Annotated in this window: 15 protein-coding genes and 5 pseudogenes; 8 read left to right on the forward strand and 12 right to left on the reverse strand. The window is 62.3% G+C overall.

Annotated features, from left to right (window positions below):
- Positions 1–2 precede the first annotated feature (2 nt).
- The gene (locus BB934_RS34640; protein WP_099514366.1) at positions 3–308 is read right to left on the reverse strand and encodes a hypothetical protein; all 306 of its coding nucleotides are present in this window, start codon (positions 306–308) and stop codon (positions 3–5) included.
- Between the two features lie 436 nt (positions 309–744).
- Between BB934_RS34640 and BB934_RS34645 the strand changes: the two genes are divergently transcribed.
- Positions 745–1173, forward strand: coding sequence for a nitrilase-related carbon-nitrogen hydrolase (locus BB934_RS34645; protein ID WP_157934505.1), 429 nt, complete (start codon positions 745–747; stop codon positions 1171–1173).
- 69 nt (positions 1174–1242) lie between these two features.
- On the forward strand, positions 1243–2268 hold the full coding sequence (locus BB934_RS34650; RefSeq protein WP_099514368.1) for an IS110 family RNA-guided transposase: 1026 nt from the start codon (positions 1243–1245) through the stop codon (positions 2266–2268).
- A 312-nt stretch (positions 2269–2580) separates the two neighbouring features.
- Here the strand turns inward: BB934_RS34650 and BB934_RS34655 are convergent, their stop codons facing one another.
- From BB934_RS34655 to BB934_RS34665, 3 genes and pseudogenes are all read right to left on the reverse strand, one after another.
- Positions 2581–3390, reverse strand: a complete 810-nt coding sequence (locus BB934_RS34655; RefSeq protein ID WP_237050583.1) for an IS5 family transposase — start codon at positions 3388–3390, stop codon at positions 2581–2583.
- A 59-nt stretch (positions 3391–3449) separates the two neighbouring features.
- Positions 3450–3521: pseudogene (locus tag BB934_RS48620) on the reverse strand (IS6 family transposase); the annotation flags it as partial.
- A pseudogene (locus BB934_RS34665) lies at positions 3521–4243 on the reverse strand (LysR family transcriptional regulator); the annotation flags it as partial. The pseudogenes BB934_RS34665 and BB934_RS48620, both read right to left, overlap by 1 nt.
- On the opposite strand from BB934_RS34665, the pseudogene BB934_RS34670 reads away from it, so the two are divergent.
- A pseudogene (locus BB934_RS34670) lies at positions 4198–5499 on the forward strand (TPR end-of-group domain-containing protein); the annotation flags it as partial. The pseudogenes BB934_RS34665 and BB934_RS34670 sit on opposite strands and share 46 nt — an antisense overlap.
- A gap of 144 nt (positions 5500–5643) precedes the next feature.
- On the opposite strand, the gene BB934_RS34675 reads toward BB934_RS34670, so the two are convergent.
- Entirely contained in the window at positions 5644–6630 is a 987-nt protein-coding gene (locus BB934_RS34675) for an IS481 family transposase (RefSeq protein WP_099513293.1), read from the reverse strand.
- A gap of 190 nt (positions 6631–6820) precedes the next feature.
- On the opposite strand from BB934_RS34675, the gene BB934_RS34680 reads away from it, so the two are divergent.
- Positions 6821–8086 carry an IS701 family transposase gene (locus BB934_RS34680; RefSeq protein ID WP_099514370.1) on the forward strand — a complete coding sequence of 422 codons (1266 nt, stop codon included), beginning with the start codon at positions 6821–6823 and terminating at the stop codon, positions 8084–8086.
- A gap of 131 nt (positions 8087–8217) precedes the next feature.
- Here BB934_RS34680 and BB934_RS50305 read toward each other — a convergent pair whose 3' ends face one another.
- Positions 8218–8349, reverse strand: a complete 132-nt coding sequence (locus BB934_RS50305; protein WP_257792385.1) for a hypothetical protein — start codon at positions 8347–8349, stop codon at positions 8218–8220.
- A gap of 11 nt (positions 8350–8360) precedes the next feature.
- Between BB934_RS50305 and BB934_RS34685 the strand changes: the two genes are divergently transcribed.
- Entirely contained in the window at positions 8361–9713 is a 1353-nt protein-coding gene (locus BB934_RS34685; RefSeq protein ID WP_099513491.1) for an IS701 family transposase, read from the forward strand.
- 154 nt (positions 9714–9867) lie between these two features.
- On the opposite strand, the gene BB934_RS34690 is transcribed toward BB934_RS34685, so the two are convergent.
- Positions 9868–11136 carry an extracellular catalytic domain type 1 short-chain-length polyhydroxyalkanoate depolymerase gene (locus BB934_RS34690; RefSeq protein WP_099514203.1) on the reverse strand — a complete coding sequence of 423 codons (1269 nt, stop codon included), beginning with the start codon at positions 11134–11136 and terminating at the stop codon, positions 9868–9870.
- Positions 11137–11232: 96 nt separating this feature from the next.
- The gene (locus tag BB934_RS34695; protein ID WP_099514371.1) at positions 11233–11652 is read right to left on the reverse strand and encodes a CopG family transcriptional regulator; all 420 of its coding nucleotides are present in this window, start codon (positions 11650–11652) and stop codon (positions 11233–11235) included.
- A 277-nt stretch (positions 11653–11929) separates the two neighbouring features.
- Here BB934_RS34695 and BB934_RS34700 point away from each other — a divergent pair, with 277 nt between their 5' ends.
- The gene (locus BB934_RS34700; protein ID WP_099514372.1) at positions 11930–13330 is read left to right on the forward strand and encodes an alpha/beta fold hydrolase; all 1401 of its coding nucleotides are present in this window, start codon (positions 11930–11932) and stop codon (positions 13328–13330) included.
- 292 nt (positions 13331–13622) lie between these two features.
- Complete coding sequence (locus BB934_RS34705) at positions 13623–14600, forward strand: Vgb family protein (RefSeq protein WP_157934506.1); 978 nt, start codon at positions 13623–13625, stop codon at positions 14598–14600.
- 375 nt (positions 14601–14975) lie between these two features.
- On the opposite strand, the gene BB934_RS34710 is transcribed toward BB934_RS34705, so the two are convergent.
- The 3 genes and pseudogenes from BB934_RS34710 to BB934_RS34720 all read right to left on the reverse strand — a co-directional run bounded on the left by BB934_RS34710 (position 14976) and on the right by BB934_RS34720 (position 17779).
- Positions 14976–16037: an SDR family oxidoreductase gene (locus tag BB934_RS34710; RefSeq protein WP_099514374.1), complete on the reverse strand. Its 1062-nt coding sequence runs from the start codon at positions 16035–16037 to the stop codon at positions 14976–14978.
- Positions 16038–16233: 196 nt separating this feature from the next.
- Positions 16234–16416 (reverse strand): annotated as a pseudogene (locus BB934_RS34715) (zinc-binding dehydrogenase); the annotation flags it as partial.
- A 16-nt stretch (positions 16417–16432) separates the two neighbouring features.
- Positions 16433–17779 carry an IS701 family transposase gene (locus BB934_RS34720; protein ID WP_099513884.1) on the reverse strand — a complete coding sequence of 449 codons (1347 nt, stop codon included), beginning with the start codon at positions 17777–17779 and terminating at the stop codon, positions 16433–16435.
- A gap of 62 nt (positions 17780–17841) precedes the next feature.
- Between BB934_RS34720 and BB934_RS34725 the strand changes: the two genes are divergently transcribed.
- A complete protein-coding gene (locus BB934_RS34725) occupies positions 17842–18120 on the forward strand; it encodes a hypothetical protein (RefSeq protein ID WP_157934446.1) in 279 nt (92 codons plus the stop codon).
- A 36-nt stretch (positions 18121–18156) separates the two neighbouring features.
- Here BB934_RS34725 and BB934_RS34730 read toward each other — a convergent pair.
- A pseudogene (locus BB934_RS34730) lies at positions 18157–18951 on the reverse strand (quinone oxidoreductase family protein); the annotation flags it as partial.
- Between the last annotated feature and the right edge of the window lie 326 nt (positions 18952–19277).

Below are 19277 nucleotides of genomic sequence, written 5' to 3' on the forward strand. Positions count from 1 at the left end.
GGCTAAACGTTGCTTCTCCTGAAGAAGACGACGTTGTCAGTGGTACCGAGCACCTTCTGTAGCTGAGACAGCTCGATGAACGCGTGGGCGCGATACAGCCTCCACATCGGGCTGACCACCGACTGAAAGGGGATTTCCAGATTGGACGTCCACCAGGAATCCCACTCCTGGGCGGTGAAGTCGTCGCCGTACGCGTGCGTCACGTTCAGGTCTGGGTCGAAGCCGTCCTCGACGCAGAGAGCCTTCGCCTTGGCCCTGATCTGGTTGTCCATGATGTCGGGTGTCGCCCGGGCCTGCGCGCGCAACATGATCAGTCCTCGATCGGCTTGGATGGCGGGAGAGGCTGGCTGCGCTGCTCCATGCTGCGTGTCAGCTCTTGGATGACCCAGCGTCTGGCTTGGCGTTTTGAGGATCGTGTCATGGTGACCTCCTGCGATGTCACCAGGATCGCTCGCAACAACCCATTCTTCCGTGACCGAGGCCACACAGGCCTTGTGTGACCGGGATCACAGTCATCCGGTGAAGCAGGAGCTAAGTAGAAGGGGTTCCTTCTGGTACTCCCCGACTTAGCGCCTCGGAAGCAACCGAGGCGCTTTTTTGTCGGAACTACCCACCTGCCGCATCTGAAGCGCCGTCAGATGGGAGAACTCGACGCGGGAACCCCGGAATAACGCTCCGAAATGGCTGCTGCTCCCTGCCGACCGAAGTCATGATATGCTTCCGCTCCTTCCAGGAGGTCGGATCATGACAGATACTGATCACCAGGACCCAACGGGCCAACCCCACCGTGTCGCCGTTGTCCAAGCAGCTCCCGTGGCCTTCGTTACTGACCGCACGATCCAGAAGGTCGCCGATCTTGCAGCTGACGCAAGCCGGCGAGGAGCGCGACTTGAGCTCTTTCCGGAGGCCTTCGTCTCGGCCTACCCACGCGGGCTCGGCTTCGGCGCCGTGGTGGGTGCCCGCACCGCTGCCGGGCGGGAGCAGTTCCGGCTCCATTGGGAAAGTGCCATCGAGGTGCCTGGACCCTATACAGATCATCTGTCCCGGATCGCGCGGACCAACCGGATCCACCTCGTATCGGGGTCATCGAGCGGGACGTCGGCACCCTCTACTGCACAGTACTCTTCTTCACTCTTCTTCGGGCCGGATGGTGGTTATATCGGCAGGCCGTGATGGAGTGGACGCCCCAACGGCCCTGGTGTGCCACAGTGGAGGTGTTGATCATCACGTCAGGAGGCGTCCATGGCAGAGGTTTGTACGATCGGGCTGGATTTGGCGAAGCATGTGTTCCAGGCTCATGGAGCCGATGCATCTGGAGCAGTCCTGTTCCGCAAGAAGTTGCGGCGGGCTCAGGTGCTATCATTCTTTGCGACTCAGCCGCCCGGTACCGTGGCTATGGAGGCCTGCGGCAGCGCCCTTCACTGGGCGCGCGAGATCGGCAAGCTCGGTCATGCCGTGCGGCTGATCCCACCGGCTTACGTGAAGCCCTTCGTCAAGCGCCAGAAGAACGATGCCGCCGATGCGCAAGCGATCTGTGAAGCGGCCCAGCGCCCGACCATGCGCTTCGTGGCGCCCAAAAGCGAGCAGGCCCAAGCCGCCGCTCTCGTGTTCCGGGCGCGGGATCTCCTGGTGCGGCAGCGGACCCAGATCATCAATGCTTTGCGAGGTCATCTGGCCGAGTTCGGGATCGTGGTGGCCCAAGGACCGGCCCATGTCTCTTCCCTTGTGCGGGCCGTAGAGGACCCGGCTGAGCCGGTGCCGGAGATCGCTCGTGCCATCCTGTCGGTGCTAATCGAGATGCTGCACAGGCTGGATGGCAGGATTTCCTTGCTTGATCGCGAGATTGCCCAGAGGGCCAAGGAGGATGTAACCGCACGCCGTTTGATGACGATCCCTGGAGTGGGCCCGATCACTGCAACAGCCTTGACGGCCTTGGCGCCGCCGGCCGAGACGTTCAAGCGTGGACGAGATTTTGCCGCCTGGATCGGCTTAACTCCTTTGCAGCATTCGACCGGCGGCAAGCAGAAGCTGGGGGCCACCTCGAAGATGGGCGAGCGAACTCTACGTCGCCTGCTGATCATCGGGGCGAGTGCTGTCCTGCGCTGGGCGGCCCGTCATGGCGCACCAGCCGGATCGTGGCTGTCTCGCATGCTGGCCCGCAAGCCGCCGATGCTGGTGCGGGTAGCATTGGCCAACAAGATGGCCCGCATGGTCTGGGCCTTGATGGCCAAAGGTGGGGACTACCGAGCTCCGGCCGTGAGCGTGTAAGCGCTCGCGTCCGTGGGGCTGTTGGAGGCGTAGGAAAGTCGAAGGGGAGAGATGGCGCAACGGTCGATGAGACGGGATCAGGAAAACCAGAGTGCAACAGCGTGCCTTGAGCACGTGACCGTGAGTTGGACTTGATCCGCGGACTTCCATCCGGGCCCGCGGCATGTGAATGGCCGCAGACGAGGCCGCACACATGTAAGCACTCGCCGACGCACTACACCGAACCTAAAGATTTCTCTTGCGTCACCTGGGGCGTCCACACATGTTGCACGGATCGACCGGGGCATGGATTTAACCTATCCTTGCCCGATCTCAGGCAACTCGAACAGGCTCCGGGCGCCCAAGCTCAAGCATGCGGTTCAGGGCAGAAATGGCGATGGCGACTTCGGTCGCGCGACGCCCATCTGTTCGCGAGCGCCGCGCATCTCCGATCACTCGTTTAAGCCGGCTGATGGCGGTCTCTACCAGAGCCCGACGCGTGTACCCGGATCTCTTCAGCCAGCCCATGCGTCCATGCTTCGCGATGCTTTGGAGATGTTGGTCGCGATCGGAAGGAGTGCCCTCTGCCATGTTGCTCGGCACCGCCGTTGCTCGGGGTGGAACGATGACTTCGGCAGCAGGATGGTGCTGGGTGACGGTGCCATAGATGCCGGACTGGTCATAGGCTCCGTCGCCAACGAAGGAGGCAAGTGGGCCGGGGATATGGTCGAGCAACGGCTCGACCTGCGTACCATCTTCGATAGCATGGGGCGTCAGCGCTGATGCGAGGATTTGTCCAGTCTCGGCATCCACCCCGATGTGCAGCTTTCGCCAAGACCGGCGTCTTCGGGTGCCATGCTTCTCGATCAGCCACTCGCCGGGTCCGCACAAACGCAGGCCTGTGCTGTCGACCAGCAGGTGAACGGGCCCTCGCGAGCTTGGACAGGGCTTTGGCACCTCGAGGGTTTCGGCGCGACGGCTCGGGGTCGAGTGATCCGGCACCGCCAGATCCAGACCCAGAAGTTGAAGGATCGAGCCGATCAAGCCCTCGGTCTGACGCAGCGCCAATCGAAACACCGCCCGCAACGTCAACGCCGTTCTGATCGCCAAAGCCGAATAGTGAGCTTGGCCGCCCCGGGTCAAATAGGCCTCTACGCTATCCACACCCGGTTGCCAACTCGCTCATCCATGCAACAACGCGGCTTGAGTGCCTTGCGCAAGAAGTGCTTGGCCGCAGTCAAGTTACGCCGTTCACTGAACCAGAATTCCACCGTACCGAGATGCCGAGCCCAGCCTCCACGAGACCCAGGGATGTCGACAGGTGGGTCACCTCATAGGACCAACTCAGGCTTACACCGGCTCGCACGAGTGCTGCATCCAGCATGATGCGGTTGCCGCTGGTCCGGCTCACGGCCACAAGCGGCTGGCCCTCGAGATCCGACCACGCGACAACGTCCCGTTGGGCCAGCGGGTGGTCCCGTCGGCAAGCCAGGACAAAGGGATCCTCGATCAGGGGCTCGAACGACAGCTCCGGATCGGACGAGCCGAGAAGGTTGATGCCGAACTCGACCTCGCCACGTGCCACGCTCTCCAAGCCCTCGTTCGCGGACAGGTCCAGGATCCTGAAGCGGATGTTCGGGTACTGCTCGTTGAACCGTGCGATGACAGACGGCAGGAAGTAAAACGCCGCCGTCGGCACACAAGCGAGCGAGATCAAACCCCGCCGTTGTCTGCCGACATCCCGCATCGCGAACAGCGACGAGTCGAACTCGTCGAGCATCCGTCGGACAAGCGGCAGGAACTCCCGTCCGACGGTCGTCAAGGCCACGCGCCGGGTCGTGCGCTCCAGCAGCGCTGCTCCAACCGCGGCCTCCAGCTTCTGGATGCGCCGGCTGAGCGCCGGCTGCGACAGGTTCAAGGCCTCGGCCGCGCGATGGAACGATGCAGAGGCTGTCGATTGCGGTGCTTCCCTTCGCCAACATGAGTGGAGATGCAGAGCAGGAGTATTTTTCGGATGGCATTACCGAGGATATCATCATCGACCTGTCGAAGATCTCCGGTCTGCTCGTCATCGACCGCAATACCGTGTTCACCTACAAGGGCAAGTCGATCACGGCGCAACAGGTAGCGCGGGAACGTAACGTCCGGTACATCATGGAGGGAAGCGTCCGCAAGGCGGGATCGCGTGTTCGCATTGCCGGTCAGCTTATAGAGGGCTCCACCGGGGCGCTTCTGTGGGCCGAGCGCTACGACCGCGACCTCACGGACATTTTCGCGATACAGGACGAGATCACGCAGGCAATCGTCGAGCAGCTCAAAGTGAAGCTTCTACCCGAAGAGCAAGCAGCAATCTCTTCGGTCCCAACCGAAAACATCGAGGCATATTCCTATTATCTCAGGGGCCGGCAATTCTTTCATGAGTGGACGAAGTCGTACCTGCTGCTGGCGCGACGGATGTTTTCCAAGGCTGTGGAGCTCGATCCACGCTATGCCCGCGCCTATGCAGGGATCGCCAATTGCGATTCGGCCCTACACGCGTGGCATGCTGCTGAGGTCTCCCTAGATGACATTCTTGAGATGAGCGCCAAGGCCCTGGCGCTCGATCCCGATCTGGCTGAGGCCCACGCTGCCCAAGGACTGGTCCTGTATCAACACGGACGCCACGAGGAGGCCGTTGCCGAGTTCGAGCGGGCTCTTGCGCTTGATCCCAGTCTGTACGACGCGAATTTCTTTTATGCCCTACTTCTGAATACGCAAGGCGATCTTGCGGCGGCCGCCAATCTGTTCGAGCGCGCTGCCGAGATACGGCCCGACGATTACCGGTCGCCAAATCATCTGTTCGGCATCTATCGTGCGCTGGACCGGCCGGTAGACCAGATGAGATGGGCAAAGATCGGCCTTGAACGAGCCGAACGTGTGCTCGAGCTGCATCCGGAAAGCTCCGGTCCCGCTCATCGGGGTGCCGTCGCACTGGCGCATCTCGGCGAACGCGACCGTGCCAAGGAATGGGCCGCCCGCGCCCTCGCGATCGATCCGGGTGAGAACATAGCCCATTACAACGTCGCTTGTGTTTATTCACTCCTGGGCGAGCTCGACGAGGCGATGGATCATCTGGAGAAGGTCATTCCACAACTCTCCCCCGAGTTGATGAAGTGGCTTGAGAAAGACTCGGACCTGGACGCTGTCCGCATCCATCCGCGCTATCAGAAAATGTTTGGGACTCGGGGCGAGCAGCAAGGGCCCGGCAAGTAAGGAGACACACATTCGGGCGGGCTGGAGGGCCGCCTGACGCCCAATGAATGAGGAAACGTGTCCACCGAAATCTCAGTCAGAATCAAGCCTGACCACAGCGCCACATCTATCAGAAATGTCAGCTCGCCAGGTTATCTCGGATGCCTAGTTGTCTGGATGCGAGACCTCCTTGGCGTGAGCGACGACGTGGAGGGCTTGGGCCAACGCGTATCGATCTGGCGGCTTGAAGCGCGCGTTGGCGAGGTTGGGCTCGGCGGCGAGGCGCCGGTGCACGACTTGCTCGGGTGAAGCCCCCTTGAGCACGCGCTGGCGTCGCCTGTTGTAGGCCTGGTTGAAGCCTTTGAGCAGCGTCTCGAGATCACGATGGCTATAGATCGTGATCCCCAGCACCTCGCGCTGCACCCGGCCGTTGAAGCGCTCCACAAGACCGTTGGTCTGCGGCGTGTAGGGTTTGGTCTTGCGATGCTCCACCTTCAGCTTGCGGCAGGCGTGTTCAAAGCCATCAGCCGTGAAGCAGGATCCTCTGTCCGTCAGCACGTGGGTGACCTTGAAGGGGAACGCGCGGATCGCCTCTTTCAGGAAGGCGACCGCGCTTGTGGCCAGCTCATCGTCTTTGACCGCCAGGTGCACCCAGCGCGAGCAGCGGTCGATGGCGACATAGAGGAAGCGCTTGCGGCTCTCGCCATTGGCGGTTTCCAGCTTGGGCAAGTGCTTGATGTCGATGTGGACGAAGCCGAGATCATAATCCTTGAACGTGCCGCTCTCCCGCTTGCGCTGCTGCGCCGGGGGCAATCGTCCTAGCCCCTCAGCCTTGAGGATGCGGTAGACCGCATCGCGGTTCAGATGGGGCAGGAAGTGCGTGACCACGAAGGTCAGATCATCGAGCGGAAAGCCGGTGGCCTGGCGCAGGGCGCAGACAATGGCCCGCTCTTCCTCAGTGGCTTTCCAGGGCAGCTTGTGCGGCCGGCTGCTGTGGTCCTGGCAGTCCTTGGCCCCGCGCTTGCGCCACTTGCGGACGGTCTCGGTGCTCACACTAAAGCGCTGGGCCAGCACGCCGGTGGGCTCGTGTGAGCGGGCAATCTCGCTCCGAATGGCCGGGGTGGTGCGGGCTTGCGGATGAATGGAGTGCATCACGTCCTCCTTCGATGAGGAGTTCGGCGCCGCAGGCCGTCAAAGCGCCAAGTATACTCCTCAATCGCCCAACGCACCCGGTCCCAACAACGTTCCGCCACCAAACATCTAGCACTACTTTGGCAGGTATGAGGAACCGGGCGAGCTCAGAAGATTTCTCCCGCTGAGAGATCCTGGTTGGAGGTGAGTCATGAGCACCTCGATTGCTTGGGAACACGAACTTCAGTCCTGGCTTGAACCCTTCCTCAAACCTCTTCGTCACCCGGCACGCTGGCGCATGTGCCCACTCTATGTGGCCGGGTTGATCGGCCCCGGTGAGCGCAAGAGCCTGCAGCCAATGGCCGCCCGGGTGGCTCCGGCCGACTATGACCAACTGCATCACTTCGTGGCGGTGGGCCCTTGGGACGAGGCGCCGCTGAAAGCTGAACTCCTGGCCCAGGCCAACCGGCTTGTCGGCGGGCCTGACGCTATCCTGGTGATCGACGACACGGCCCTGCCCAAGAAGGGCACGCAGTCTGTCGGCGTGTCCTCGCAATATGCCGGAGCTCTGGGCAAGAAGACGAACTGCCAGAGCTTGGTCTCGCTCACCCTTGCCAAGGGTGAAGTGCCGATCCCAATCGTCTTACGGCTGTTTCTGCCCGACACCTGGATCGCGGATCCGGAGCGCTTGCAGCACGCGGGTGTTCCCGAAGCCTTCTGGGTGGAGCGCTCGAAGCCGGAGATGGCGCTGGAGGAACTCCAGCAGGTGATGCAGGCGGGTGTGAGCTTTGGGGCGGTTCTGGCCGATGCCGGCTACGGCATCAGTGCTCCGTTCCGGCAGGGCTTGTCAGCGCTCGGCTTGGCATGGGCGGTGGGCATTCCCCGCATTCAGAAGGTGTATCCTGCAGACGTGCGGTTAGTCCTGCCACCCGTCACCCGTGGAGGGCCGCGCAAGACGCTTGTACCGGACGAGGATTCTATTGCGGCCGAAGCCCAGCTGGCGAAGAGCTCATGGCAGCGGATCACCTGGCGACGCGGCACCAAGGGGCCGCTGCGGGCGAAGTTCGCGGCCGTGCGCGTGCGGGTGGCCGATGGGCCCGAGGTGCGTCTGCAGGGGCGTACCGGCCAGCATCTGCCCGGCGACGAGGTCTGGCTGGTGGGCGAGCACCGCTCGTCGGGCGAGCGCAAGTACTATCTGTCCAACCTACCGCCCGACACAAAGTTGAAGCAGCTGGCCTCGCTCATCAAGGCGCGCTGGGTGTGCGAGCAGGCGCATCAGCAACTCAAGGAAGAACTTGGGCTCGATCACTTCGAGGGCCGCTCGTGGCGGGGCTTGCATCGGCATGCCCTGCTGACGCTGATTGCGTATTTGTTCTTGCAGCATCTGCGCTTGCGCGCCGCTAAGCGGGAAAAAAAGAAGATCCAGCGGGCCACCGCCACAACCGACGCTGCCGGCTGTTCGGCGCATGCTGCTTGATCATATGGCGTATGCCATGCGCTTGCGATGTCCGATCTGCCGGGCCCACTTCACCCTTGGATCACTGATGAAAATGCCAAAGTAGTGCTAGTCAACTTCCCGATTGGGTCAACCTAAGCCCTCAAGCGAGGTCACATGAAGGTCGCCTCGTAGCCCAATTGCGGAATTAACTCTAAGCTCGACTTTGGCCATTTCTGGCGGGTGATGTGGGAGCGCAGGGCGGCGAAGCGAACGATGCGGTAGACTGGCAGCGTTTCCGCCAAGAGACACCACCATGCCGGACCTGCCCGCCCGCTTCGCCGCGATCATTGTAGCGTTTGCCCCGCTCTTTCGCCACCGAACCTGGCGTCATGCCGAGGTCCTGCTCGTCGGAGCCATCCTGGCACCCGGTAAGCGCACCGTGACCAGCATCTTGCGTATCACCGGCCTCAGTCGCGAGCGCCACTTCGTCAACTATCATCGCGTGCTCAGTCGGGCTCGCTGGAGCACACGCGAGGCGGCCCGGCTGTTGCTGGGCCTGCTGATCCAGGCCTTTGCCCCAACCGGTCCGGTGATCCTCGGCCTGGATGACACCATTGAGCGCCGCCGCGGCAAGCGCATCAAAGCCAAGGGCATCTACCGCGATCCGGTGCGCTCCTCCGATGCTCATTTCGTCAAGGCCTCGGGCCTGCGGTGGATCAACCTCATGCTCCTGGCTCCCATTCCATGGGCAGCTCGCACCTGGGCCCTGCCGTTCCTCACTGCCCTGGCACCCTCCGAGCGGTATTGCCGTGAGCGGGGGCAGCGGCACAAAAAGCTGACCGACTGGGCGCGTCAGATGATGCTGCAGGTCAGGCGGTGGTTGCCTGAGCGCGAATTGGTGCTGGTGGCCGATATGGGCTTTGCCGCCCTGGAACTGCTGGCAGCGCTGTCTCGCCGCGGCGTGATCTGTATTACCCGGCTTCGCCTGGATGCCGCCCTCTACGAGCCGGCTTCACGGCGCCGGCCGGGGACGAAGGGCCGTCCGCGCACCAAAGGAGCTCGGTTGCCGAACCTTTCCGATGTGTTGCTCCGGACGAGCACGCGCTGGCGCCGCGTCACGGTGCCTGGCTGGTATGGCGAAGGAGATCGCGTGGTCGAGTTCTGCTCGGCCACGGCCGTGTGGCGCCATGGCGGAATGCCCATCGTGCCGATCCGCTGGGTCGTGCTGCGTGATCCTCTCGGTCGGTTCTCGCCCCAAGCCCTGCTGTGCACCGATCCCACGCGCGATCCGCTGCAGATCATCCGCTGGTTCATCCTGCGCTGGCAGATCGAGGTCACCTTCCAGGAGGCGCGTGCACATCTGGGCGTAGAGACCCAGCGGCAATGGTCGGATCAGGCCGTCGCCCGCACCACGCCCTGCTTGCTCGGACTGTTCTCAATCGTGACTCTGCTGGCCGCGCAACTCGGTCAGCGCTCCCGAACCGCTGTTTGGATCGACAGCTGGTATCGCAAGTCTCATCCGACTTTCGCGGATGCCCTGGCGGCCGTGCGGCGTCAGATCTGGAGCGAGATGGGTTTATTCACATCACGCTACCGACACAAAATGTCGAAACCCTCACACGCCCTTCAACGAGGCTTGGTTTACGCGCTCTGCCAAGCCGCCTGATTGGCCAAAGTCGAGCTAAGGTCGGCCCCGTGCCAGTTGCAGACCTTCTGGAATGCCGTGGCCATGGACCAAGACGAAGTGAACTCAAATTCGGTCTGGTAGATTTCAGTCAAAGCCCGCCAGATCACAACGAGGATTGGCGGGCTCTTTGTGCTTACACGGGAGATGGAGCTTTCGGCTTTGGGTGCTCAAGGAAGAAGCGCATCATCTCGCGGCTGGCCTCGGGCCCGTGTGGCTCAGTGTAGGAACCAGTCGCACTTCCACCAGACCAAGCATGACCCGCCCCGTGGAGCACCCAATGCTCAAGCATTGGGTGTCCGCTGTCATCGCACCCGACTGTACGGGTGTAGCCTACTCCCCCTGGAGACTGCCCGCGGCTGACCGTCGTGCGGAGATCCGAGCTCGCCTTCGACTGAGCAATGACCTGATCGCCATTGACGGGGTTAACAGTCGTGTCGCGATCGCCATGGAACACGATGGTCGGCACGAGCTGATTGGTTCCACTATGATGAAGCGTTCCGCCCTGTCGCATGGCAGCGAACGCGGACGGCATGTCACGAGCCGCCCCACACGCTAGCCCGGAGTGCACCCCAACCGCCGCATAGAGGTCTGGGTAAGCCGAGCCCATGATTGCCGCGGCGGCCCCGCCGGCTGAGAGCCCAGCGACATAGATCCGTCCTGGTTCGACCGAGAAGTCGCGCATGATCTGACGCGTGATGCCGGCGATCAGCGAGGGCTCGCCCCGATCCCGCTGCTGATCGCCTGCGTTGAACCAGTTCCAGCACTTGGACACGTTGGCCGACTGGGCCTGTGCCGGATAGGCAACCAGAAACGTCTGCTCCTCGGCCAATTCGTTCATCTGCGTCCCAGCGGCAAAATCGTCCGGCGACTGGGTGCAGCCGTGCAGCATCACCACGAGCGGCACAGGCTGACCCGAGTAGCTGCTTGGGATGTAGACCTTGTAGGCACGGCTTCCCGCCTCATTGGCAAAGGACTTCTCTTCAAACCGGGCTCCCTCCGGCAGCGGGGCCGGCGCGCGGGTCGGGTCAAGCCCGACCAATCCATCGAGACCAAGCGTGGAGCCGGATTGGCCCACACGGTCGAGGAAGCCGCGTAGCGCCTCCGGCACCTGCGGATGGGCCAAGCCTCCGGCAAGACTGTCAAACGCGTTAGAAGGAGGATGCGAGGAGTCGAATTTTGGCGGGGTCCACGCCCCTCCTCCGGAGGATGGGGGCACCATATTGATGATCCGCGAGAAATGCCCCGGTGGGCGCTTGCTTGCATCTCCTGCGGCATCGCTCGGGGCGGTTGACGGATTGGCGCCCGGAAGTTCGCCCCGAAGGACCGCCATGGCTTCGGCGAGCCGGCCTTCGCGGGTGAGGCGGGTTGCCTCGAGCATATCGATATTCGCTTTTGCGTTCATGGTTTCGGTCCTGTGGTTGGGCAAAGCGGGGCCTGCCCCTTCCGTCGGGAAGGGTTGGGCAGGTTCGAAAGTCGGGGAGACGGAGCTACCCGGTGGTCAGCGCATGCGGTCCTTCAGCGCCTCTTTCACGGCCGGACTGGCGTGCAAGGCGCCAAGGACGTGAAGGGAGGCAATCGTCTGCCGCGCCAGCTCGGGCGTGACATCGTTGGCGATGCTGGCAAGACCCAGAACCTGGATGTGCAGCATTTCTCCGGCTGCCTGCACGGCCTCGAGGTCCTGGCGACCGTAGTGGCGCAGGCCGAGGTCGAGCTGGTGCCGGTCCACTGATTTCTTGACGGCGTCGGTATGACGATCAAGCTGGTTTCGAATAGCGGTCCGGATGAAGTCGGTCCGGTTGGAGTAGAAACCCTCCTGCACGAGCAGATCGATGTGGCCAAGGTCGACATAGCCCAGGTTGATCGTAATCTTCTCGCTGTCTGAAGCCTTTGACCGAAGCTCGTGCACGTTGCTCGCCATGACGACCCTCCACTTACCATCTATATGGATGGTATTTGGATGGTCGCGGCGGCGAACACAAGAGCCGGGACTGATATTTTGCCGTTCTCGGCCCGCTTGGCCGGCTCTAGGTTACGGTTCCACTCGGGAGTAGAATGCACGTGGAGTTGCCGGGGACGACCCTAAGACCATTTTTCTCACAAGCGTGACATTTCCCAGGCCGCGTAGCTGCCATCAGTCCTTGTGAAGACCTAGACAGTATTCGGCGGGGCAGAAAAAGCTACGGAGGAGAAGGCTAATGGAACGGCGACTCGCCGCCGTCCTCGTCGCCGATATGACGGGCTACAGCCGTCTCATGGAACAGGATGAGGAGGACGTGCTCACGCGGCAAAAAACGCATCGGCGGGAGCTGATCGACCCTGAAATCGCCAGCCGCGGCGGGCGCATCGTCAAGACCACTGGCGACGGAATGCTGGCGGAGTTCGCCTCCGCTCAGGCCGCCGTGCGGTGCGCAATCGATATCCAAACCGCGATGGCGGAGCGCGAGAGCCTGAGCCCGATGGATCGGCGGATCATATATCGCGTTGGGATCAACCTTGGCGACGTCATTTTCGACGAAGGGGATGTTTTCGGCGACGGCGTGAACGTCGCCTCGCGCCTTCAAGGACTTTCGGAGCCTGGAGGCTTATGTATATCCGACATCGTTCACCAATCAGTCGCGGATAGGTTCCGCGAGCCTTTCCGCGACATGGGCAGGCAGCGCGTGAAGAACATCTCCCGGCCCATTCGGGTCTGGCAGTGGACGCCCAATGCGCCCGCAGATGTACAGGATCTGGCCGAGGCAGCGCTCCATCAATCCGTTCAATTCGCCATGGCACCGGATGGTGTCCAAATCGCCTGGGCGAGCGTCGGTGAGGGGCCGCTTGTGCTGAAGGCGCCCAACTGGCTCAACCATATCGAATACGAGTGGCGTAGCCCCGTCTGGGGCCCAGCCTTCGCCGAACTCGCGCGCCACTGCCGGCTAGTGCGCTTCGACCAGCGCGGGAACGGGCTGTCCGACTGGGAGGTGGATGAAATCTCGCAAGACGCGATGATCGGTGACATGGCGACCGTCGCTCGCGCCGCAGGACTCGATCGGTTCGCACTCCTCGGTATCTCCCAAGGTTGCGCATTTTCGATCCGCTACGCCGTCGAGAACCCGGAGCGGGTGAGCTGCCTTGTGCTGTTGGGCGGCTTCGTTCGCGGCCGGCTCAAGCGCCCAGACCCTGAGCAGAAGAAGCTCTGTGAAGCCCTGAGCTTGATTATCCGCGACGGGTGGGGATCGCCCAACCCGGTCTTCCGTCACTTCTTCACCTCGAACTTCATTCCCGATGCCCCGCCTGAAGTCGCCTCGAGCTTCGACGAGCTCCAGCGTATCGCCACGAGTCCGACGAATGCGCTACGGCTTTGGGAGATGGCCATTCGGTTGGATGTGACCGAGTTGGCGAAACAGGTGCGGGTCCCGACCCTGGTGCTTCACTGCAAAGGCGACCGTGTGGTACCGCTTGAGGAGGGACGCTATATGGCCCGGCTCATCCCAGGCGCGAGCTTCATCGAGCTGCCGGGAAGCAACCATTCCCTGCTGGCACTGGCAGGGACACCAGCCTTCGACCAATTTCTCGAGGAGACTACCAACTTCATCGCAACACATGATTGCTGAGCATTTCTTTTATTACAAGAACTCTGTCCTGGAGGGGCCGGAGGGTAACAGACAGGTCAGATGCTCTTTGCTGCCGAACGCCGCAAAGGTCTGCATAGGGTCTTGGTTGTGAAAACACTGGCAAGAGTCTCGTTGGAGAAATTTCGTGTCTCGCAGGCCCCGAAAGGCCGGAGCTTCCTCGGTGCAGAGGCATGAATTTACGGCATTCGGTAGCAAATGCCACCAGATCGCGGTATCTTCGGGTCGTCGGGAGGCAGCAGTTACGGTTTCCATGTCGGCCCAGGAGGCGGATATGACGTGGCTCTTCTCTGTCGCAATGCTCCTTGCCTTCTGCTTCGCCTATCCGACCGATGTGCAAGCCAGCCAAGGAGCCAAGGAGCGATCAATCGACGAATTGCCCGTGACCGCGGAAGTGGAGCGCACTGGCGATTTCGTGGCCTGGGGGTTCGATGCCCTCTGGATGATGACAGCCGCGGCAACATCTCTCGTGGACGGCGAGTGGAAGTCTATTGGCGCCTCTCTCGTTCGCGTCGACGGCAAGACCAATCAGGCCGAAGACAATGTGATCCGGGAGGCGACGGCAAGCGTCCGAGGCCTGGCCATCGGCGAAGGCGCGATTTGGATACCGAATTCCGGGACGGAACAGATCTTTAAGTTCGACCCGGTCGGAAGAAGGGTTGTACTGGCCATCCCAGTCCGCTTCAACGGCACCGAAGGCAGTGTGGGCGTCGGCGAGGGATCAGTTTGGATCACGGCGAGGGGCAATGTCCTGACCCGTTTCAACGCCATCACCGGGGCGGAGGAAGCGACGATCAAGTTACCGGGCGAGGCACCGGCGGCAATCGTCGACAATGGCATCGTCTGGGTGACGGGCTTCGACCGCGGCGAGTTGTACAAGATCGATGCCCGGACGAACACCCTCGTTCAGACGATTCCCCTCCGTCCCAGGCCCCGTTTCCTGACCGCAGGCGAAGGCTCCATCTGGGTTCACAATCAAGGCGATAATTCATTGCAGCGTATCGATCCGGCGTCTGGTGAGGTGATCGCCACCATCGAGACGGGCCTGGTTGGAAGGGGTGGAGATATCGCGACAGGCGGAGGTTATGTCTGGTTCTCTCTGAGCGGTACCCCGCTCGTCCAAATCGATCCGAGGACCAACGCAGTCGTCGCAGTCTTCAAGGGAATAGGATGGGGAGATGCAGTTCGCTTCGGCGGTGGATCACTTTGGATGTCAGGCCACTCGATCCGGCGGCTCATGCCACCTGATTGACCGCTTTCCACTTCCCTGAGGGTGCTCTTTCAATGATCGGCGGCAATGAACCTGCTCCTTCATGGTTGCCTTGAAAGTTGTCTACAATCGCGATCAGAAAATATCCTGTCCGTCTACTGTTGCTTGGTGGTCTTTGCTGCCGAATGACGTGAATTTATACAAATAATTCGTCGAGGTCGGACCTGTCCGCGTTTTTATACAGGCTCGGTCAAACCAGGATATTTCCTGCTGTTCAGGAACGTCTGGTGTTGCCGCCGCAAGCTGACATTCGGCTTACGTCAGCCCCGTGCCACAAGCGGTCCTTCCGGCCCACACCCGCAGCAACCCATGGTCTCGGCATTCGGTAGCAAAAGCCACCTAATCGCACTGTAAGGATCAGGGGATCAATCGGTCAGCCCGAAGCTCCGCGAAGAGGTCGAAGAATGCGTCATCAGTTGGCTGGTAGCCGGTGAAGCCGAGACGACGGCTCTTCGACATGTCGGTCACGACCTCGATCGGTCGTCCGAGATCGGCATCCGTGTGCCAAGGGGAGGCAAGACGGCCAAGGTCAGGCTCGACCAAGCTCTCCCGCTCGGCAATCCCGCGCCAGATGGGGGCGTCCGCCTTCATCTGTTCTTCCAGCGGCAGGATGGAGCCGTCGAAAGGGGCAGGCTCGAGCTCGAACCACTCTGCAAGGCGACCCCACATCCAGCTCCAGCGGAAGACATCGCCATTGACCACGTTGAACGCCTGATTAAAGGCGGCGGGGGTTGTCGCAGCCCAGAGCAGATGTTTGGCGAGCTGCCGGGCATCAGTCATGTCGGTCAGGCCGCTCCATTGTGCCGCCGAGCCGGGAAAGCGGAAGGGACGTCCCATCTCGCGGCACAGCGTGGCATAGACAGCCAGCGTCGTTCCCATGTTCATGGCGTTGCCGACCGCCTTGCCGATGACCGTGTGCGGCCGATGGATGCTCCAGGTGAAGCCGTCGCGCTGGGCTGCCGCGAACACCTCGTCCTCCTGCGCATAGTAGAAGTTCTCGATGTCGAGCCGGCCTTGGTCTTCGCGGAAGGGAGTGTGCGGGAGCGTGCCCTTGCCATAAGCCTCAAAGGGGCCGAGGTAGTGCTTGAGACCTGTGACCAGCGCGACATGTCGGACCGTGCCGGCGGGACGCAGCCCATCCAAGAGGTTGCGCACCATGGCGGCGTTGACGCGGATGTTCTCGGCTTCCGTCTCTTGCCGCGACCAGGTCGTGATGAACACGGCCTCCGGCTTGACCTCCGCAAGAGTTGCGCAGAGCGAGGCTTGGTCCTGGAGGTCGGCCGCAATCGGCATCACACCCGGCTGTGCCGTTGGCCGCCTGGCCAGACCGAGCACGTCCCAGCCCTCAGCGGCGAGATGCGTGGCCGTTGCAGTTCCCACAATACCACTGACACCTACCACCAATGCCGTCTTCGCCATTGCAGCCTCCTTGGATCTCGGACGGTAGCTAGGCATCGGTGCCGTCGATGCCTAGAGGGACAGTCCAGGCGTTTCCGGGCTGCCCGGTAGTGAATGCCGGGGGATGCGCCAAGACTCACATGTACAACGCACTGTCCAGGCTCCCCGCAGGCTTCGTTCTCCTGGCGAGACGTGATCCAGCCGTGGAGCCGAACTGCTACACGGTCAGGATCGTCGATCCAGTGGTCTTGCGAGCTTGCAGATCCTGATGGGCCTTGGCCGCATCCCGTAATGGATAGGTTTGATTGACCTCAATCTTGACCGCGCCCGAGAGCACGACATCGAACAGGTCCTGGGCCACGGCCAGAAGATCGGCCCGCTTATCCGCATAGGTTCTCAACTGGAGTTTGGCCCTTTCAGGTGGGGAAGCATGCAGCCTCGGTAAGGCGATTGAGCAGAGCCCGTGGGATTTTTACCTGGTCCCGGTCCTGTCGAGACGTTTCAAAACTGGTGCTCCACAGTTTGGCCCGTACAACCGCCAGAGCATCGCTGAAGGTCAGGCGCGATTTCGCATACCAGGCGGCCTGCCGTGGCTTCCAGCCATCCTTGAGAGCCTCATTGGACCACACCGTCACCAACGAGAACAGGCCGAGCAACGCAGGCGTGGTGCGGGCAATCGCTCTGTCCGACCACTGGCGCTGCGTTTCCACTCCGAGATGGCGGCGCACTTCCGCGAACGTCACCTCGACCGACCAGCGCCGCACAAACCACCGCAGCACATCCACCGGATTCGCCGTCAGATCCGTGCACAGGAGAGCCCGCGGCTCGAACGCGCCCGCTTCATCCCGCACCAGCACCCAGCGGATCGGCACACTCTTGCCCGGGTGGTACCAGAGCGCCGTGCCGGAGGCGATCGCCAGCCGTCGATCCTGTCCTCCGTACCAGTGTGGGACAGTGATCCGCCGCCAGCGCGTGGTCGGATCGCTCAGTCGCTGCGCCAGGGTGGGCTGGCGAGGGCCCGAGACCCGCGGCCGTCCCTTCTGGCCGGGCGGGCGCACCGGGGGCGGATCGAATAGGCGCGCATCGAGCCGCAAGCGGGTGATCACCGTCAGGTGCCGCCGCACCGCTTCGAGCAACTCGATGGCCGCATAACTCATATCAGCCACAACGATGACCTGTCGCTCAGGCAGCCAACGGGCGACCTGGAGCAGCAGCTGGCGCGCCCAGTCCGTCAACAGCTTGTGCCGATGCCGCCTCTCGTGGGCATAGCGTTCCGAGGGCGCCAGGATGGTGAGGAACGGCAGTGCCCACACGCGGCCAGCCCAGGGGATCGGCGCCAGGAGCATGAGGCTGATCCAGCGCAGGCCCGACGTCTTGACGAAATGACCATGGGAAGAGCGGACCGGATCGCGATAGATGCCACGCGCCCGGATCCGGGCACCCCAGCGCCGCTCGATGGTCTCGTCGATGGCGATCACCACGGGTCCTTCGGGCACGAAGGTGGTGATGAGCTGATGCAGCAGCCGACGGGCGAGATCGCGCGGCGCCCAGCGGTTGCGGTTGAGCACGCGATGGAAGGTTGTAAAGGTGGCAATCTCGCGCAGGCCCAGGATGCTCAAGGCGGACGTGACGGTCCGCCGGCCGGGAGCCAGGATGGCGCCGGTCATCAGGATGAGCACGCCCCGCAAGGTCGGCGCCGTAAAGGCACTCGCGAAGGGTGCGAACCAGCCGGTGAGGACAGGAGCGGGTGCGGGAGGTATCATGGCGCGCTCTGACGGACGTGATGACCGACAGATCAACGCCTTTCTGCGGAGCTGGCCTGTTCATGGGACAACGCGATCGCATCCTGGAGGGGCTCGAAACCCTCTGCCAGGCCCATGATGTTGTGGTGGAGAAGCGAGGCCGCGGCTACTCGTTGCTGAGCCGACGCACCGGGGCGCCGGTGGCACGGCTGCGTCCGACCGACGATCCCGAGAAGGTTCAGGTGTTGTGGTGGAATGGCGAGCGCTGGAAGGACCCTGGTCCGTTCGGCAGGCTGACGATGCCGGTCGACCAAGCCGTCGAGTACATCGCCTCAGAGCCCGCTTTCTGGATCCATGTCTGATCCTCCAGCACCCTCAAAAATGGCCAAACTCAAGCTCAAGGTCGGGCGCGTCACATAGAGCGAGCCCTTCTGGGCCAGGATACCGAGATCGACAGGTTCGACCGCCCCGGAGGACTGCCCGAAGAGCACCATGAGCCCGCGTGGGGCAAGACACTCCAACGAGGCAGAGAAGGTGTCCTTGCCGACCGAGTCGTACACGACCGGCACCATGCTGCCATTGGTGATTTCCCTCACCCGCTCGACGAAGTTCTCACGCGTGTAGAGGATTGTGTGGTCGCAGCCATGAGCCTTAGCGAGTTCGGCTTTTTCATCGCTGCCGACGGTGCCGATGACGGTTGCACCTAGCGCCTTGGCCCATTGGCACGCGATGAGGCCAACCCCGCCGGCAGCCGCATGGAACAGGATGGTGTCGCCTTCCTTGACCTTGTAGGTCTGCCGGATCAGATACTGGGCCGTCATGCCCTTGAGCATCATCGCGGCGGCTTGCTGATCGGAGATGCCGTCCGGCAGTAGGACCAAGCGATCTGCCGGCATGACCCGCTCTTCGGAATAGGCCCCTTGTGGGCCGCCCGAATAGGCCACGCGGTCGCCGACCTTTACGTCCATGACGCCCGGACCGACCGCCTCGACCACGCCAGCCGCCTCCGTACCAAGGCCGCTCGGCAAGGAGGATGGGTACGCGCCCGAGCGCACGTAGGTGTCGACGTAGTTGAGGCCGATAGCCGTGTGCCGGACACGGGCTTCATCCGGCCCCGGCTGGCCGACCTCTACCTCTTCCCAGGCCAGAACCTCAGGCCCTCCAGTCTCATGGAAGCGAATTGCGTGGGTCATGATGCCGTTCCCTTCGGTGCCAATTTGCGGCTCCACATTAGGAGAAGGTTGAAGGTCTGCAAGGGGTCACGGACGGCCATTCAGCTTGGCCGTGTAAAGGTCAGCTCGTACCCACATTGCAGACGTTCGGCTACCCAGCGCAGAGTAAGTCGGGGCTGGCGCAGACTGCTCGAATTTTGTCTGCTGTTACCCTCCGTGTTACCCGGAAGAAATGAAGGCGCGCGACTGCAGACACGAAAAAGACCATAAAACCCTTGCCGGTTAAGGGTTATAGGTGGTGAGCGCGCTGGGACTCGAACCCAGGACCCTCTGATTAAAAGTCAGAG

The organism is Microvirga ossetica (assembly GCF_002741015.1).
In the GTDB taxonomy this organism is placed as follows: domain Bacteria; phylum Pseudomonadota; class Alphaproteobacteria; order Rhizobiales; family Beijerinckiaceae; genus Microvirga; species Microvirga ossetica.

Bases quoted from the DNA above. Each gene is read 5' to 3' on its own strand.
- BB934_RS34725 (WP_157934446.1), top strand. From the start codon at position 17,842: ATGGGACAACGCGATCGCATCCTGGAGGGGCTCGAAACCCTCTGCCAG.
- BB934_RS34685 (WP_099513491.1), top strand. From the start codon at position 8,361: ATGCCGGACCTGCCCGCCCGCTTCGCCGCGATCATTGTAGCGTTTGCC.
- BB934_RS34650 (WP_099514368.1), top strand. From the start codon at position 1,243: ATGGCAGAGGTTTGTACGATCGGGCTGGATTTGGCGAAGCATGTGTTC.
- BB934_RS34695 (WP_099514371.1), bottom strand. From the start codon at position 11,652: ATGGCGAGCAACGTGCACGAGCTTCGGTCAAAGGCTTCAGACAGCGAG.
- BB934_RS34645 (WP_157934505.1), top strand. From the start codon at position 745: ATGACAGATACTGATCACCAGGACCCAACGGGCCAACCCCACCGTGTC.
- BB934_RS34710 (WP_099514374.1), bottom strand. From the start codon at position 16,037: ATGGCGAAGACGGCATTGGTGGTAGGTGTCAGTGGTATTGTGGGAACT.
- BB934_RS34705 (WP_157934506.1), top strand. From the start codon at position 13,623: ATGACGTGGCTCTTCTCTGTCGCAATGCTCCTTGCCTTCTGCTTCGCC.
- BB934_RS34690 (WP_099514203.1), bottom strand. From the start codon at position 11,136: ATGAACGCAAAAGCGAATATCGATATGCTCGAGGCAACCCGCCTCACC.
- BB934_RS34700 (WP_099514372.1), top strand. From the start codon at position 11,930: ATGGAACGGCGACTCGCCGCCGTCCTCGTCGCCGATATGACGGGCTAC.
- BB934_RS34675 (WP_099513293.1), bottom strand. From the start codon at position 6,630: ATGCACTCCATTCATCCGCAAGCCCGCACCACCCCGGCCATTCGGAGC.
- BB934_RS34680 (WP_099514370.1), top strand. From the start codon at position 6,821: ATGAGCACCTCGATTGCTTGGGAACACGAACTTCAGTCCTGGCTTGAA.
- BB934_RS34640 (WP_099514366.1), bottom strand. From the start codon at position 308: ATGTTGCGCGCGCAGGCCCGGGCGACACCCGACATCATGGACAACCAG.
- BB934_RS34720 (WP_099513884.1), bottom strand. From the start codon at position 17,779: ATGATACCTCCCGCACCCGCTCCTGTCCTCACCGGCTGGTTCGCACCC.